At 64.1% G+C, this 16683-nt stretch carries 13 protein-coding genes; 11 read left to right on the forward strand and 2 right to left on the reverse strand.

Going from position 1 to position 16683, the window contains the following annotated elements; translation table 11 throughout:
* Positions 1-42 precede the first annotated feature (42 nt).
* Genes AB4Y81_RS05705 through AB4Y81_RS05715 form a run of 3 tightly spaced genes read left to right on the forward strand, consistent with a single transcriptional unit; the run spans position 43 to position 4810 of the window.
* Entirely contained in the window at positions 43-1392 is a 1350-nt protein-coding gene (locus AB4Y81_RS05705) for an MFS transporter (protein ID WP_441995493.1), read from the forward strand.
* A 6-nt stretch (positions 1393-1398) separates the two neighbouring features.
* Positions 1399-3042, forward strand: a complete 1644-nt coding sequence (locus AB4Y81_RS05710) for a 5-oxoprolinase/urea amidolyase family protein (RefSeq protein ID WP_441995494.1) — start codon at positions 1399-1401, stop codon at positions 3040-3042.
* 7 nt (positions 3043-3049) lie between these two features.
* The gene (locus tag AB4Y81_RS05715) at positions 3050-4810 is read left to right on the forward strand and encodes an acetyl/propionyl/methylcrotonyl-CoA carboxylase subunit alpha (RefSeq protein ID WP_441995495.1); all 1761 of its coding nucleotides are present in this window, start codon (positions 3050-3052) and stop codon (positions 4808-4810) included.
* 73 nt (positions 4811-4883) lie between these two features.
* Here AB4Y81_RS05715 and AB4Y81_RS05720 read toward each other — a convergent pair whose 3' ends face one another.
* Positions 4884-6068, reverse strand: a complete 1185-nt coding sequence (locus AB4Y81_RS05720) for an ROK family protein (protein WP_110504828.1) — start codon at positions 6066-6068, stop codon at positions 4884-4886.
* Between the two features lie 119 nt (positions 6069-6187).
* On the opposite strand from AB4Y81_RS05720, the gene AB4Y81_RS05725 reads away from it, so the two are divergent.
* The 8 genes from AB4Y81_RS05725 to AB4Y81_RS05760 are packed head-to-tail and all read left to right on the forward strand — an operon-like array spanning position 6188 to position 15359.
* Positions 6188-7480 carry an ABC transporter substrate-binding protein gene (locus AB4Y81_RS05725; RefSeq protein WP_110504829.1) on the forward strand — a complete coding sequence of 431 codons (1293 nt, stop codon included), beginning with the start codon at positions 6188-6190 and terminating at the stop codon, positions 7478-7480.
* Positions 7481-7528: 48 nt separating this feature from the next.
* Positions 7529-8464: a carbohydrate ABC transporter permease gene (locus tag AB4Y81_RS05730; RefSeq protein WP_110504830.1), complete on the forward strand. Its 936-nt coding sequence runs from the start codon at positions 7529-7531 to the stop codon at positions 8462-8464.
* Positions 8454-9350, forward strand: a complete 897-nt coding sequence (locus tag AB4Y81_RS05735; RefSeq protein WP_110504831.1) for a carbohydrate ABC transporter permease — start codon at positions 8454-8456, stop codon at positions 9348-9350. The genes AB4Y81_RS05730 and AB4Y81_RS05735 overlap by 11 nt, the downstream gene beginning before the upstream one ends.
* A 30-nt stretch (positions 9351-9380) precedes the next feature.
* A complete protein-coding gene (locus AB4Y81_RS05740; protein ID WP_110504832.1) occupies positions 9381-10715 on the forward strand; it encodes an alpha-L-fucosidase in 1335 nt (444 codons plus the stop codon).
* Positions 10712-11587, forward strand: a complete 876-nt coding sequence (locus AB4Y81_RS05745) for an ROK family protein (protein ID WP_110504833.1) — start codon at positions 10712-10714, stop codon at positions 11585-11587. The genes AB4Y81_RS05740 and AB4Y81_RS05745 overlap by 4 nt, the downstream gene beginning before the upstream one ends.
* A complete protein-coding gene (locus AB4Y81_RS05750) occupies positions 11588-13084 on the forward strand; it encodes a sulfatase family protein (protein ID WP_110504834.1) in 1497 nt (498 codons plus the stop codon).
* Positions 13081-14649: a M81 family metallopeptidase gene (locus AB4Y81_RS05755; RefSeq protein WP_275777173.1), complete on the forward strand. Its 1569-nt coding sequence runs from the start codon at positions 13081-13083 to the stop codon at positions 14647-14649. Before AB4Y81_RS05750 ends, AB4Y81_RS05755 begins: the two co-directional genes overlap by 4 nt.
* Entirely contained in the window at positions 14649-15359 is a 711-nt protein-coding gene (locus tag AB4Y81_RS05760; RefSeq protein WP_275777175.1) for a copper homeostasis protein CutC, read from the forward strand. Before AB4Y81_RS05755 ends, AB4Y81_RS05760 begins: the two co-directional genes overlap by 1 nt.
* On the opposite strand, the gene AB4Y81_RS05765 is transcribed toward AB4Y81_RS05760, so the two are convergent.
* Complete coding sequence (locus AB4Y81_RS05765) at positions 15349-16596, reverse strand: D-arabinono-1,4-lactone oxidase (protein ID WP_441995496.1); 1248 nt, start codon at positions 16594-16596, stop codon at positions 15349-15351. The genes AB4Y81_RS05760 and AB4Y81_RS05765 overlap by 11 nt on opposite strands.
* Positions 16597-16683 lie beyond the last annotated feature (87 nt).

Raw genomic sequence — 16683 nt, forward strand, 5'->3', positions numbered from 1 at the left:
CCTGGGCTCCGCACCACACACCTCATCCCCCCGGAGGGCATCATGACCAGCACCAACAACGCAGCAAAGGCAGTGACAAGGAAGCCACCGCCCGGCGCACTCAAGGCCTACGTCGCAAGCCTGACCGGCACCTCGCTGGAGTACTACGACTTCGCCATCTACTCGGTGGCCTCGGCCCTCGTGTTCCCAAAGATCTTCTTCCGGGGCAACGACGAATTCGTTGCGCTGCTCCTCTCCTTCTCAGCGTTCGCAGTTGGTTATCTTGCACGCCCGATCGGTGGCATCATCTTCGGCCGCCTCGGCGACAAGGTCGGGCGCAAGTACGTCCTGGTCTTCACTTTGGTCCTGATTGGCGTGGCCACGGTCCTCATCGGTGCGCTGCCCGATTACTCCGTGATCGGTGTTGCGGCTCCCACCATCCTTGTCCTCCTGCGGCTCGCCCAGGGCATCGGCGTAGGTGGTGAGTGGGGAGGCGCGGTACTGCTGTCCAGTGAATTCGGCGATCCCAATAAGCGCGGATTCTGGTCCTCGGCAGCTCAGATCGGCCCGCCCGCAGGCAACCTCATGGCCAACGGCGTCCTCGCCATTCTTGCCGCCAGCTTGAGCAACGAAGCGTTCCTCTCCTGGGGTTGGCGCGTAGCCTTCCTTGCCTCCGCACTCCTCGTGGTGTTTGGCCTGGTCATCCGCCTCAAGCTCGAAGAAACCCCGGTCTTCAAAGCCATCCAGGCCCAAGGCGACCGCCCGAAGGCCCCCATCAAGGAAGTCTTCACCCAACAGCCCAAGGCCCTGGTGGCAGCCGCCCTCTCCCGGGTCTGCCCCGACATCCTTTACGCGCTGTTCACGGTTTTCGTGGCCGTCTATGCCACCAAGGAACTGGGCATGACCACCGGCAACGTACTGTCCGCCATCCTGATCGGGTCAGCTTTCCAGCTCTTCCTGATCCCTCTGGCCGGCTCACTGACTGACCGCTTCAACCGTCGTTGGGTCTACGGCATCGCTGCAGCCGCAACCGCTGCGTTCATCCCGCTGTTCTTCCTGATGATCCAGGGCAGGTCTGTGCTCATGCTGACCATCGGCACGGTCATCGGATTGGCATTGCACGCCTTCATGTACGGTCCGCAGGCGGCTTTCATCACCGAACAGTTCCCGGCGAGGCTCCGTTATGCGGGCAGTTCGCTGGCATACACCCTGGCCGGCGTGATCGGCGGAGCGGTTGCACCGATCATTTTCACAGCGCTCTACGGTGCGGCGAATCACGGCTGGTACCTGATTGCTGTTTACATTCTGGTGGCATCCGTTGTCACCATCGTGGGCATGCTCCTGGGTCGCGATCCGGAGCCTGAAGAGGAAGAGCGCTTGTTGCAGGCGGCGCAGTCCCAGCCGGCAGTGTAACGAGTCATGGAAACCGCAATGCACACCACCACCGCAAAAAAGGTACTCTCCGTCAGGCCGGTTGGCACCCGTGCTGTCCTGGCCGAACTGGACGGACTGCAGGATGTCCTTGCCCTCCAGGACATGCTGTACAAGTCCCCGCTCCCGGGACAGGTGGACGTTCTCGCCGCTGCTGAAACAGTGATGGTGGTGGGTGAGTCCGCCGCAGCTACCCGCGCCATCGGCGCCCGGCTGCTCGAGTTGGAACTCACCGTTCCGGAGGTTACTGACTCCGGGCTGGTGGTCATCGACACCGTGTACGACGGCGACGACCTCGCCGACGTCGCGGAGTTGACCGGCCTGAGCGTCGACGGCGTCATTGCGGCCCACACAGGTCAGGTCTGGACCGTTGCCTTCGCGGGCTTCGCACCGGGTTTTGGGTACATGGTGGGCGAAAACGAGGTCCTTACCGTGCCTCGACGTTCGTCCCCGCGCACAGCGGTCCCGGCCGGTTCCGTCGCCCTCGGTGGCCAGTACTCGGCCGTCTACCCCCGCCGTTCCCCGGGCGGCTGGCAGCTGATCGGCCGGACCGGTGCACGGATGTGGGACCTGAACCGTCCGCAACCGGCACTCGTGAGGCCCGGTGACCGGGTCCAATACCGGGCCGTCCGCGAGGTTGTCACTGCCTCGGCCCATGATTCCGACGCCGATTCAGACCACCACACGGGACCGGGCCTGCGGATCCTCAACCCAGGTGCCCTGAGCCTCATAGAGGACCTCGGCCGCCGCGGATTCGGCCCGCTCGGCGTCTCCGCGGCCGGTGCCCTGGACCGGGCCTCCCTCCGCAGGTCCAACCGCCTGGTGGGCAATGCCCCTTCTGCGGCGGCCATTGAGTCCGTCAACGGCGGGCTGACTGTGGAAGCTGTTGGAGACCAAGTCCTTGCCGTCACTGGTGCGCCGACAACGCTGACCGTCCAGTCGCCGTCGTGGTTTGACGACGACGGCGACGAAGTCAGTCCCGGCGGCCAGCGGACCGTTCCCATGGCTGCACCTTTCGCACTGCTCGACGGCGAAGTCCTCACCTTGGGCGCCCCCGAGTCGGGATTCCGGAACTACGTGGCAATCCGCGGCGGAGTGGATGTGCCCGAGGTTCTTGGGAGCCGTTCGGCAGACACGATGTCCGGCATCGGGCCTGCCCCGCTGGTCATCGGCCAGGAGCTTCCCGCCGGTGACGCCACCGAATCAACAGCGGTGGGCAGCCCTGAGCTGCAACCCGGGTTCCCGGACGAGGGCGTCACGGTGCTGGACGTCGTTCCCGGACCGCGCGCCGATTGGTTCGACCAGGCTGCGCTCGACTCCCTCACGAGCCAGGACTGGCTGGTCACCCCGCAGTCCAACCGTGTGGGCATGCGACTGGACGGCACCCCGTTGAAGCGGACCCGCGAAGGCGAGCTTCCCAGTGAGGGCACCATGGCGGGTGCGCTCCAGATCCCGCCTGCCGGACTGCCGGTCCTGTTCCTGGCGGACCATCCGATCACCGGTGGCTATCCCGTGATCGGCGTGGTGCGTGATGAGCACCTCGACCGCGCAGCGCAGGTGCCCATCGGCGGCCGTATCCGATTCCGGTTCGTCCACGATTCCCCAGACTTCAGCAAAACCCCAGAGAAGTGAGTATTTGATGCGTAAGGTCCTGATCGCGAACCGCGGCGAAATCGCCGTCCGCGTCGCCCGAGCCTGCGACGATGCCGGCATCTCGTCGGTAGCCGTCTACGCGGATATCGACGCCGACGCCATGCACGTTGGCGCAGCCGATGAAGCCTACAGCCTGGGCGGAAACAGCCCTGCTGACACCTACCTGAACATCGGGAAGCTGCTTGGCATCGCCGCGCAGTCCGGCGCGGACGCGGTCCACCCCGGATACGGCTTCCTCTCCGAAAACGCGGACTTCGCACAAGCAGTGATCGACGCCGGGCTGGAGTGGATCGGTCCCTCTCCGGAGTCCATCCGTCAGTTGGGCAACAAGATTACTGCCCGTGAGATTGCCGTCCGGGCCGGTGCGCCGTTGGTCGCGGGCAGCGACGGACCTGTCTCCTCCGCGGCGGAAGCACGCGCTTTTGCCGAGGAACACGGGCTTCCGATGGCCATCAAGGCTGCTTTCGGTGGCGGCGGACGGGGACTCAAGGTGGTCCGCGAGCTCGCTGAAGTGGAAGAGGCCTTCGACTCCGCTGTCCGTGAAGCCGTGGCCGCATTCGGTCGTGGCGAGTGCTTCGTGGAGCAGTACCTGGACCGGCCGCGGCACGTGGAAGCGCAGATCATCGCCGACAAGCAGGGCAACGTCATTGTGGTGGGTACCCGTGACTGCTCCCTCCAACGCCGCCACCAAAAGCTCGTGGAAGAGGCACCCGCGCCCTTCCTCAGCGACGCACAGCGGCAAAAGATCTACGACGGTTCCAAGGCGATCATTCGTGAAGCCGGCTACTACGGTGCCGGAACAGTGGAGTTCCTCGTTTCGGCAGACGGTGCCGTCGCGTTCCTTGAGGTCAATACCCGACTTCAGGTGGAGCACCCGATCACCGAGGAAACAGCGGGGATCGACCTGGTACAGGAACAGTTCCGCGTGGCTKCGGGCCTGCCTTTGAGTGTGTCCGAGGACCCCGTCGCCAAGGGGCACTCCTTCGAATTCCGGATCAACGCTGAAGACGTCGGCCGTGGATTCCTGCCCTCCCCTGGCACAGTCGGACTTTTCGAGGTGCCTATAGGGCCGGGCATCCGGGTGGATACCGGAGTGCGTGCGGGGTCGAACGTTCCACCGCAGTTCGATTCCCTGTTGGCGAAACTGATCGTGTCCGGAGCTGACCGGCAGCAGGCACTTCGTCGCGCCCGTAGGGCCCTGGCCGATTTCACCATCACAGGCTTGGCCACGGTGCTGCCATTCCACCGGGCGGTCCTGGAGGCTGACGACTTCACTTCAGTGGCCGGACTCCGCGTACACACCCGGTGGATCGAGACTGACTTCGCCGCCCAGATCCCCGTGGACCCTGACTACAGCGCGGTGGCGCCGGGCGGAGAACGCCGGACCATCACTGTTGACGTCGACGGCAAGCGGCTTGCCGTGGGACTTCCTGCGGATTTGCTTGATGGCTGGGCGCGCTCCGGACAAGGGCTTCCGGCCGCTACGGATGTCACGGGGCTGCCGGGTTCCCTCGGCGCCGATGAATCACCCGCCGAATCCGCCCTCGTCTCCAGCATGTCCGGCACCGTCGTCAAGTGGCTGGTGGAACCCGGAGCCGAGGTAGCTGCCGGAGACCCCCTGGTGGTTCTGGAAGCCATGAAGATGGAAACCCAGGTCCCGGCACACCGCGCAGGCACCCTCTCGGAAGTGCTCTCGGCTCCCGGTGGAGTGGTCTTGGCGGGCGCAGTGCTCGCCCACATCGAGTAGCGGGTTCGCCAGCGCGTTTCCACACCCTGTTCCCTCGCTGAACGGCAGGGGAACAGGGTGTGATGCAACCGTCTTACGCCGCCGGGTCTGAACGGTTCAACACAACGGCGTTGTGCAGGGCCATGCCCGCCGCCCCGATGGCACCTTCAGCTTCGGTCCACTCCCGGACGGTGATGGTCAGGGGGTGGTGGAAGCGCAGCACAGTCTCCTGAAGCCCTTGCTCAAAGCCGTTGCGCAGATATCCCCACAACGCGGTCGTCTCGCCCGTGACGATGATGGTTGAGATGCCGAGCAGGTTCACCGTGCCGCCGAGGGAGCGGCCCAGCAGCCGCCCGGTCCGGTCCAAGTATGAACCCGCAGGAGAGCCCGGGTCCCTGGCCAGGGCGGCAAGATCTTCCAGTGTCGCTTCGGGGGCCAGATCGGGCGCGGCTGCCAGCAGCTCCCGCAGCCCCGCGTAGACCTGGAGGCAGCCCCGGTTTCCACAAACGCAGCGGGGCCCCTCGGGATCCACAGACATGTGGCCGAACTCGGTGGAGGCGCCGCCGGGACCGTAGAAAACCGACCTGCGGTTGACGATACCCATGCCCACGCCGGGCCCGAGGCCCAACAGCAGGAAGTCATCGTGCCGGCGGCCCAGGCCGAAACTGATCTCCCGGGTTGCCAAGGCAAACAGGTCGTTGGAAACGAAGACGGGCAGGTCCACTGCCCGTCGGAGCTGTTGGCCGAGGTCGAAGTTCTCCCAATTGAGGGTGGCGGAAATGATCACCGTGGAGGAGTTCTGGTCTACAGCGCCCGAGACCGAAATGCCCACTGCGACGGTGCGCCCGGGGTGTGCCATGGCCCGCATCTGCCCCATCACCACGCCGGCCAGCTGGTCCACGGGGTCGTTATCGGGGCTGAAAGGGACGACGTCTGACGTGAGGATCTTTCCGTCCAGCAGCATAGTCACCACAGCTACGCTGCGGGGTGTGATTCCCAGTCCGATGACGACGGCGGCATCCGGCACCAGCTGGACCGGCACCTTGGGGCGTCCGGCCCCGGCGCTTTGTCCGGCAGGGAGGTCGCGGACCATGCCCTCGGCCATGAGGTTACGTACCTGTGCTGTCACCGTTGCCGCACCGAGGCCGAGTTGCTTGGCGATCTCACCACGGCTGAGTGGGCCCCTGTCGGCGAGCAGTCCCAGGATCTCGGCGCGGCTGACAACCTCACTGGCAGGGGTCGGACGGGCGCGTGGGCGAGTGCTCGAAATGTGAAACACCTCTCTCTTGACTCCGGCCGGAGCGTCCGCATAGTCTAACCGGACCGTAGTTAATTCGGTACCGAATTAATTATAGGACCGGGTTCCCGCACCCTCCACCAAACTCAGAAGGACGAAGAATGAAATTAGCAACGAAGCTAGCCGCAGTCGTCGCCGGCACCGCCGTCATGTTCGGCGCTGCAGCCTGCGGTTCCTCAAACACCTCCGGTTCCTCCGACGCATCCAGCTCGGACGTCACGCTCGACTGGTCATTCTGGTCCCAGGGTGAAGAGGGCAATAAGACCTGGAAAGAACTGGCAGCGCAGGTCACTGAGAAGTACCCGAACATCAAGGTGAACCTGACCACCGCGCCCTTCGCCGATTACTTCACCAAGCTGCAGTCCCAACTTGCCGGCGGTACTGCTCCCTGCATTGTGAGCATGCAGTCCCTGCGCCTTCCCGCCTTCGCCAAAGCCATGGAGCCCATGGAGGGACCGCTGGCCGAAGCCGCCGGCTTCAAGGCCGATGAGTGGAGCCCCGGCGCTCTCAAGGCTTTGCAGTCTTCGGACAAGCAGTACGCACTTCCCTACGGCCTGTCCACCATGGTCATGTATTACAACAAAGATGCATTCAAGGCCGCAGGTGTTGAAGAGCCCAAGAGCGGCTGGACCACGGACGAATTCATCGCCGCGGGCAAAAAGGTTTCGGCCTCCATGGGTAAGCCCGCTTTCGGTGAGTCCTTCTCGGACCTGCATATGTACTCCCAGCTGCTGGCTTTCAACGGAGCCCGACCGGTTTCCGACGACGGCGCCCTGCAGTTGACGGACGATAAGGTCACCGACGCGTTCGGCTGGTACACCGGACTGGCGACGGACGAGAAGATCAGCTCAGTTCCGGCCAGCTCCTCCGATGTTGCCTGGGGTGAACAACAGTTTGTTGCGGGCAATACGGCGATGGCTGTGGACGGAACCTGGAACATCAAGAGCAACGTCACCGATGCTGCCGGGTTCAAGGTGGGAGTAGTGGCCCTGCCGCAGGGCGCGAACGGCGCCGGTACATTCTCGGCCAACTCAGGCTTCGGTATCTCCAAGACCTGCAAGAACAAGGAAGCGGCGGCCAAGGCCATTGGCGTGCTGACCGACGCGGCCTCACAGGCCGCCTCGGCCAAGGCCGGCAACCAGCCGGCACGACTCGCCGCTACGGACGCATTCATCCAGGGCCTGAAGACAGACATCGATCCCACCAATCCGGGTTACTCGGACCAGGTGGCCGCAGTGGTGAAGGCTTCCTCGGAGAAGGCGGTGCCATTCATCAGCACGGGCAACTGGGACAAGGTCACCAAGCTGATGGGACAGCAGTTCCAGCAGGCCTACACGGACAAGATCTCCCCGGAGGAAGCCCTCAAAAACGTCCAGGAGAGCGGCGCCAAGTAGCGTCCGCTGTTTCTTCCGAATCCCGAGCCCGACGAGAAAGGCATCACCTTGACGGCCACCATTGCTTCACCGCCGCGGCGCCCTGCGCCGGAGCCGGTGAGCGTGCCACGGAAGAAGAAGACGGACTCCCGCGCGGCACTGGGCTTTTTGACGCCCAGTGCCGTGGGGATGACGCTCTTCATCCTTCTGCCCACGCTCCTGGCCATTGCCACGAGCTTCTTCAATTGGCCTACGTATGGTGACGTCACGTTCGCCGGGCTCGACAACTACAAGGACTTGTTTGCTGCGGGAAGCCAGTTCCCAGCGGCACTCACCAACACGCTGTTGTTCACCGTCATCGTGGTGCCACTCAACCTGGTCCTGACCATCGCTACGGCATTTTGGGTTTCAACCAGCCGGTTTTCCAAGCTGTACCGTGTCTTGTTCTTCCTGCCGGTAGTGACACCGTCTGTTGCTACGGCTGTCATTTGGAAGCTGATCTATCAGCCGGACGGCATCCTGGATTCGACCTTGCAGTCCATGTTCGGCCTCCACATGCCCAACCTGCTCGGGGACAGCAGTACGGCCATGCTCGCCGTCGTCGTCGTGATCCTGTGGCAGGGCTTCGGCTACAACATGCTCATCTTCTCGGCAGCCATCGACCAATTGCCGCAGGACGTACTTGATGCCTCCATGCTCGACGGCGCATCGGGTCTCACAGCGCTGTTGAAGATCAAGCTGCCGCTCCTGACCCCGGCAATTTTCTTCGCTTCCACCGTCACTATGATCTCGGCGTTCCAGATGTTCTCCGAACCGTTCGTGCTCACTGCCGGTGGTCCGGGCACGTCAACGGTCACAGTGGTCATGAACGTCTACCAAACAGCCTTCCAGGGTGGCGAGCTTGGTGCCGCTGCAGCACCTGCCATTATCCTCTTCGCCTTGATTCTTGTAGTCACGATGATCCAGTGGCTGGGACAAAAGAAATGGGTCCACTATGACCAGTAACCAGACAACGTCGCGAGCGTCCGCTGTTTCGGCGGAACGTGCGGGCAAGAAGGCCAAAGGGCGCTTCCGCCCATTCAAACTGGTCAGCGAAATCTTGATTGCAGGGGTGGTCCTGCTCTTCCTCTTCCCGATCGTTTTCACCTTCTTCTCCGCTTTCAAGTCCAACGGCGAGATCTTCGCCCAGCCGCCGTCACTGTTCGGAGCGGAGTTCCGGTGGCAGAACTTTGTGGAAGTCTTCGAGTACACGCCATTCCTGCGCTTCATCTTCAACGGCCTGGTGGTCTCGATCATCGGCACGGTCATCGTGGTGGCGGTATCCGCGTTGGCGGCTTACAGCTTCGGCATCCTTCGCTGGCGCGGGCGTGACAAGTTCATGCTGCTCTATCTGGCAACCATGATGATCCCGCAGGAAGTCCTTGTCATTCCGATGTTTTTGCTCATGCAGAAGCTGGGCTGGATCAATACCTGGCAGGCACTGATCCTGCCGTGGGCCTTCGGGGCGTTCGGCGCCTTCCTGCTCCGCCAGTTCTTCGTGAATATCCCGTATGAGCTGGTGGAGGCATCCAGGATGGACGGGTGCAGCCAATGGCGTACCTTCAGCCGGATCATCCTGCCGCTGGCCAAGCCTTCACTGGCTGTCTTGGCCGTGTGGACGTTCATCACGTTCTGGAACAGCTTCCTGTGGCCCCTGATCGTGGTCAACGACGTCAACGAGCTAGGCAACGTCTCACTGGGGTTGCAGACCTTCTTCGGCGAGCATGGCAGCTCCTGGAATCTGGTCATGGCGGCATCGGTCATTGCCATCCTGCCCACGTTGCTGTTGGTGGTCGCACTCCAAAAGCACCTGGTCAAGGGCATCGCAACAGTTGGCCTGGCCGGCCGTTAGCCCACATTCCTTCTAACTCCAAGGCTGAACATGTTCTATTTTGAGGACCGAGTAGGTCCCGACTTCGGCGCGGAAGCACCGGAATACCCCGATTGGACCTTCCCGCAGTGGCTCAAAGACGCCAAATTCGGAATCTTCGTCCATTGGGGACTTTATTCAGTGCCGGCGTTTGCCGAGACAGGCAATGCGCCCACCCCCGTGGAGGATGCCTATAGGGATCACAAATATGCTGAGTGGTACGGCAACACGGTCCGGCTTCCAGGTAGCAGCGCCGAGGCCTACCAGCGCGAGACATTCGGACCAGGTACGAGCTATGAGGACCTCGCTGAACTGTGGACAGCGGAGTCCTTCGACGCCAATGAATGCGTCGAGCTGTTTCGACGGGCCGGCGCGCGCTACGTTGTGCCTACTGCCAAGCACCACGACGGTTTTTGCCTTTGGGATACGGAGACGACTGGCTTCAACAGTGTCCGCCGAGGCCCTGGCCGGGACCTGCTGGCTGAATTCGCGGCGGCAGCACGCGACGCCGGACTCAAGTTCGGTGCATACTTCTCCGGCGCGTTGGACTGGCATGTGAGCGATCTGCGTGCCATCAACTCCGATCCCGATGTTTTCCGGTTGCGCCGGAACGACGAGCAGTTCGCCCGCTACGCCTTTGACCAGGTTGGTGAGCTGGTGGACCGGTTTGCTCCGGACATTTTGTGGAACGATATCGAATGGCCCGACGCCGGCAAGTCGGCCGCAGATTTCGGCGTCGCCGCACTGTTCCGCAAGTACCTCGCAGCGGTGCCGGAGGGCATCGTCAACGACCGCTGGGGCGTTCCGTCGCACGGGTATCTGACGCGCGAATACAGCGACATCGGCTCGCTGTCCGACAAGAATTGGGAGTCTTGCCGGGGGCTGGGTCGTTCGTTTGGCGTCAACCGCAACGAAACCGAATCGGACGTCCTCAGCGTCGCGGAGATTGTCCGTCACTTGGTGTCTGTGGTGTCCCGCAACGGCAACCTGCTGTTGAATATCGGGCTTAATGCCGATGGCACCATTCCTGCGATCTACCGCGACAGGCTCGAGGGCCTGGCCGCTTGGATGGACGTCAACGGGGAAGCGATCTACTGTACTCGTCCGTTCGCCGGAGACCCTTTGGGACGGGAACACGTGGCGCTGACTGTTGGCGCCCGCGCCACCTATGTGTTGGTGATGGATCCTGCCGCGGAACTCCCTGTATTGCCGCTTCCCACCACCGGCGGGCACTGGCTTGGTGCCAGTGAGGCGGGCGACAAGTTCGTTGTTCCTGAGACCCTGAAGGACTCGGCAGTGGCCGTCTTCGCCATTCCGCACACCAACAAGCAGGGACACCCCGTATGAGCCAGCGGTTGGTGGGCATCGACATCGGCGGTACCAAAATCGCCGCCGGTGTCATCGACTCCAAGGGAAACATCCTTGCCCGCGAACAGCTCGCAACTCCCCAGGGTGGCGTAAATATCGCCGCTGCGGTGGCGTGGATGCTGGGACAATTGGACGCCGACGGCGGCACCACAGTGGGCGTAGCCGTCCCCGGATATGTGTCCACTGACCATCGCAGCGTCGCCAACGCGGCAAACCTCGCCCTCAAGGAGGCGCGGCTCGCGGACTGGATCGAAGAGCGCGCCGATGTGCGCGCCGTCGTCCTCAATGACGCCAACGCCGCGCTGTGGGCGGAGTTCCGGTTCGGCGCGGCGCGCGGTGTGAGCAACGTGGCCATGCTGACCGTGGGCACGGGCATCGGCGGTGGCCTGCTGGTCAACGGTCAGCTGGTCTCCGGGGCGCATGGTTGGGCCGGGGAGGCAGGGCACATGACGGTGGTCCCGGATGGCCGCCCGTGCGGTTGCGGGAGCCGGGGTTGCCTGGATCGCTATGCCAGCGGAACGGCCTTGGGGCACCCGGCGGCCAGCGAGGCAGACTTCGCTGAACTGGGGCACTGGCTGGGCTATGGCCTCAGCCAAGTGGCCATGTTGTTGGACCCGGACTTGTTCCTGCTTGGAGGCGGCGTCAGCGCTGCCGGTGCCGCCTTGACCGACCCCACTGAGCTGAGGCTTGCGGGGCTGCTGGCTGAGCGCGGACGCGAACAGACCCCGCCGGTGCGGTTGGCGCAGCTTGGACCGGACGCCGGCTTTATTGGTGCCGCGGCGTACGCGGTGGACCTGCTGTCCGGCAGCGTACCCGGAAGCGTGTCCCTGGTCGACCAGGTGGGAGCCTAGATGGACGTCGGATCTTCCGGGCACGGCCGTCCCAACGTGGTGGTCATCCTGGCTGATGACCTCGGTTGGGGCGACCTCTCCTGCCAAGGCGCCGAGGCCATCCAAACGCCCAACATCGATGAGCTTGCCCGCCGCGGAATGCGGTTTACCGACGCCCATGCCTCCTCAGCGGTGTGCACGCCCAGCCGATACTCGCTGCTCACCGGCGACTATCCCTGGCGAAGCCCGCTCAAGAGCGGCGTCCTGGGCGGCGCGGATCCGGCGATCATTGCCCACGATGCTCCAACGCTGGCCCGTGACCTGAAAGCCCGCGGCTACAGCACGGGGGCATTCGGCAAATGGCATCTGGGCCTGGGGTGGACCTGGCTGGATGGCAGCGCGCCTGATGCCTTCGCGGCGGGATTCGCCCCTGACATGCAAGGCAACGGTCGTGGCATCGATTACTCGGCGCCATTCACGGGAGGGCCCACGGCCTTGGGTTTCGACCGCTTCTTCGGCATCGCCGGATCACTTGATATGCCGCCGTATTGCTTCTTGGACCAGGATCACGCCGTCGGCACGCCGTTGGTGGAGAAGACGGACCTGGTCTCCTCGCAACGTCCAGGCCTGGCATCGCCGGGTTGGCGGGATGACGCCGTGGACACCACTGTCACTGAGCAGGCGGTCGCGTGGATCGGGGAACAGCGGCGCGCGGGCCAGGAGTTCTTCGCGTACATCGCCACGGCCGCACCCCATCGCCCCTGCGTCCCGCCAGCTTTCGTGCACGGCTCCACGGCTGCCGGTCCTCGTGGCGACGCCGTGGTCCTGGTGGACTGGATGGTCGGGCAGTTGATGGAAGCGTTGGGGGACGACCTGGAGCGGACGCTGGTGGTCTTCACCAGCGACAACGGCGCACCGACGATGTTCACGGAAGACATGCTCGACGCCGATGGCGGACTCACGGGGCACCTCCCCAACGGTCCGTGGCGCGGCCAGAAAGCGGACGCCTGGGAGGCAGGGCACCGGGTTCCGCTGATCGTCGCTGGCGCAGGCTCCGCAGCCGGAGTCTGTGATTCCCTCGTGAGTCTCCTGGACGTTCGCGCCACCGTGTCGGACGTAACTGCCGGAGCCGCGGGCGCCGCCGTCGAGCCCTCTTCCACCGGCTCCGAGGAAGCGGCCGCCGGCGCGCAATCCGAGTACGGCGACGGAGAGTCTTTCGCAGGCCTGCTCGCCGGCGAACGGGATGCTGAACAGGGCCGGCTTCTGGCCCAACAGGCTTTTGACGGGACCCTGGTACTCCGCAGCGGTCCGGCAAAGGCCATATACGGCACTGGTTCCGGCGGATTCTCGGCCCCCCAAGGTGAGCCGGACGACTCCGGCCACGGTCCGGGGCAGTTTTTCGACCTGTCCTCGGACCCGGCCGAAACCGTCAACATCTGGAAGGAGCGTGCCACGGAAGCGCGCGCCATGATTCACACTTTTGAACAACGCACTGGATTCGTACGAGGAACACGATGACTTCACTTTTACACACCGCCCCTGAACAGTCCGAGGTCTGGTGCCCCGCCCTGGCTCCACTCCATGAAGAGGGGCTCGCCCGGCCGCGGATCGGCATCGCCGGGATCTCCATCGAATCAAGCACGTTTTCTCCCCACATCAGCGGGACTGAGGCCTTCACGGTTCGTCGCGGCGCGACGCTCCGGGCCTATTACCCGTTCCTGGATGCCGGCAGGGACCTGGGTGAGGCCGCCGACTGGGTTCCGTTGATGCACGCACGCTCGTTGCCGGGCGGTGCCGTGGATTCGGACCTCTACGCTGCCTTCCGCGACGAGATCGTTGACCGTATCCACCAAGAGGGCCCGTTCGACGCCTTCTACCTGGACATCCATGGCGCCATGAGCGTGCTGGGAATGGAGGATGCCGAAGGCGACCTCGCCCGCCATGTCCGCGCCGCACTGGGGCATGACACGTTGGTTTCCACATCCATGGACCTGCACGGCAACGTTTCCTTCGAACTGCTCAGCGCGGTGGACCTGATCACGTGCTACCGGATGGCACCTCACGAGGACGCCATGAACACCAAGGAACGCGCGGTCTTCAACCTGCTGACCCGCCTTCGTGCCGCAACTGGCGCTGACGTGCAAGCCCGACGTCCAGCCAAGGCCTGGGTACCCGTTCCGGTGTTGCTGCCGGGTGAAAAGACCAGCACGCGCATCGAACCGGCCCGGAGCATCTACGCGGAAGTTCCGCTGGTGGCCGCGCTGGACGGCGTAGTGGATGCGGCCATCTGGGTGGGCTACGCATGGGCCGACGAGCCGCGCTGCCAGGCTTGTGTAGTGGTCACAGGCGACGACGAACAGCTCATCAGCTCCGAAGCGGAACGCCTCGCCCGGTTGTACTGGGACGCGCGCCGGGATTTCGAGTTCGTGGCCGAAACCGCCACCTTGGCCGAGGGGCTCGCCGCAGCCCTCGACCCTGGAGCGCCGCGCCCGTACTTCCTCTCGGACACCGGAGATAACCCGACAGCGGGCGGCGCTGGGGACGTCACCTGGACGTTGCAGCAACTTGTCACGAGTCCTGAACTTGCTGCCGGTCCGTTCCGCTTGGTGCACGCCTCCATTTTCGACGCCGATGCCGTGGCAGCCGCCGTGGCCGCCGGCGTCGGAAGTGAGATCGACGTCGAGGCTGGTGCCCGCGTTGACGCCAACGTCCACGGCCCCGTCCGCCTCAACGGCATTGTCTACTCCATCACCGAAGGGGACCCCGTGGCGGGGACCCAGGCAGTGATACAAGTAGGCAACGTCTTCGCCATCGTGACCGAGCGCCGAAAGCCGTTCCACCACATCGGCGACTTCGCCCAGCTCGGGCTGGATCCGGCGTCGTTCGACATCATCGTGGTCAAGATCGGCTACCTGGAACCGGAACTCTATGACGCCGCAGCCGGCTGGAAACTCCTCCTGACACCCGGAGGCGTGGACCAGGACCTGCTGCGGCTGGGCCACTCCCACTTGGCCGAGGGCGTCTTTCCCTTCTCCGACACAGACGCGCAACCGGCATTGTCGGCCGTGGTGCACCGCCGCTGATGGTTGACCTGGAGATAGCCGTTCAGGACGTTGCCGGTGTGCGGGCCGCACTGGAGGGTGGAGCCACCCGGGTAGAGCTGTGCACGGCCCTGGGTGTTGGCGGCCTGACGCCGTCCATGGGCACTGTGCAGTTGGCCGTCGACGTGGCCCCGGAGGGCTACGTCCACGTACTGGTGCGGAACCGCGGCGGTGGTTACGTCTATTCCGACGACGACGTCCGCGCCATGTGCGCGGACATCGCCGCCCTCCGGGGTACTGGAGTGGGTGGCGTGGTGGTGGGTGCCCTCACTCCCGATGGCCGGATTGACCTGGCCGCGTTGGAACGATTCGTCGATGCCGCGGGAGAGCTTCCGGTGACGTTCCACCGCGCCCTGGATGCGAGCAGCGACGCCCTCGCCGAGTTGGCCCGGCTGGAAGGCACCGGTGTGGGCAGGGTCCTCACGTCCGGCGGGGCGGTCCGGAGTATCCAAGGCGTGGAAATGCTTGCGAACATGGTCCGCCAGGCACCTGACGGGGTACAGATCATGGCAGGTGGAGGCGTGCGTGTTGAAGACATTCCCGCGCTGCTTGCAACGGGAATCGCAGCCGTGCACTTGTCAGCGCGTACGAGTTACGTGGACCCCCACCCGGCAGGGCCTGGAGGTGGGGCACAGGCGCTGGACGCCACAGACTCCGGGATCGTGGCCGCGGCCCGACGCGCTATGAAGTAACCGTCACGCCCAGCACCGTGTCCAGCAGGGCGTTTCGGAATTTGCCCGTGGGATCGTTGGCGCTAACGAGAGCCCGGAAGTCCTCGAAACGCGGGTAGAGGGCGGCGAAGTCGTACTCGCCGGGAGTGAAGAGCTTGCCCCAGTGCGGGCGTGCGCCAAACGGGCGCAGGGCTGCCTCGAGTTCTGGGAGCACGGCCTTGACCTCGGCCTGCATCGGCTTCCAGGTAAAGTGCAGCGCCACGCTTTGCTGCTGGTAGAACGGGCTGAGCCAGAAGTCATCGGCGGCAATCGTCCGGATTTCGGAGATGAACAGCAGGGGTGCAAGCTTGTCCGCGAGACCTCGGACGGCGGCCAGAGCGGCGGGTGCATGTTCCAGCGGCAGGAGGAATTCGCTCTGCAGTTCTTCCCCGTTGCTTGGGGTGAATTCGTGGCGGAAGTGCGGCAAACGGTCCAGCCACTTTCCCGCGACATCGAGCTGCTCGGTGCAGTTCTCGGCTGACATGTCCGGGAGCGGGTGCAGTGCCGCCGTCGCCGGCGTTGCTCCGAACAGCTCCGCCAGGGGAGCTTCGGTGTCCAGCGCCTTGAGCCACACTTGGGCGATGGTGTCACCCGTGTAGTTCGTGAAGAAACTGACGCTGTAGGCACTGGAAGCGATGGTTTCGAAGTTGGCCAACGCCGCATCCCAGGACAGATCCGTGAGCACGCGTTGCCGGACCTCGTAGCTGGGGCGGACGGCAAGCTCCAGTCCTGTCACAATGCCCAGGGCTCCCACGCCCACCACGCTGGCGAGGAATTCGTCGTCGTCGGCTGTAAGGGTGACCAGCTCGCCTGAGGCGCGCACAAGGTCGACACTCACGACGGCGGCAGCCAGGGAGGGGTTATTGACTCCACTGCCATGCGTGCCGGTTTGGATGGCGCCCGCTACGGAGATGTGGGGAAGAGAGGCGAGGTTGTGGATGGCGTAACCCTGCTCTTCAAGCGAGCGGCCCAAGGCTCCGTAGCTGATGCCGCCGCTGACCTTTACCGTGCTCTTTTCCCGGTCGAGGACGATTTCCTGGGGGAGGGCATCCAAGAGAATGTGCGTGCCCTCGGTGTCCGCGACCGTATTGAACGAGTGCCGGGAGCCCAAGGCCTTGATCCGGGTCGCCTGGGCCACGAGCTCGCGCAGCTCCTCCACCGACGCGGGCCGCTGGATGCCCGCGGACGAATACTCAAGGTTTCCTGCCCAGTTCTTCATTGAATTCTTCCCTTTTGAATGCATGTTGGCTCCCGCAATTGTTAACGTTCACAACTAAGTGCGTCAAGGGGAGTCCACCTCGGTGAA

This window comes from Paenarthrobacter sp. TAF1 (assembly GCF_052113825.1).
GTDB lineage: Bacteria > Actinomycetota > Actinomycetes > Actinomycetales > Micrococcaceae > Arthrobacter > Arthrobacter nicotinovorans.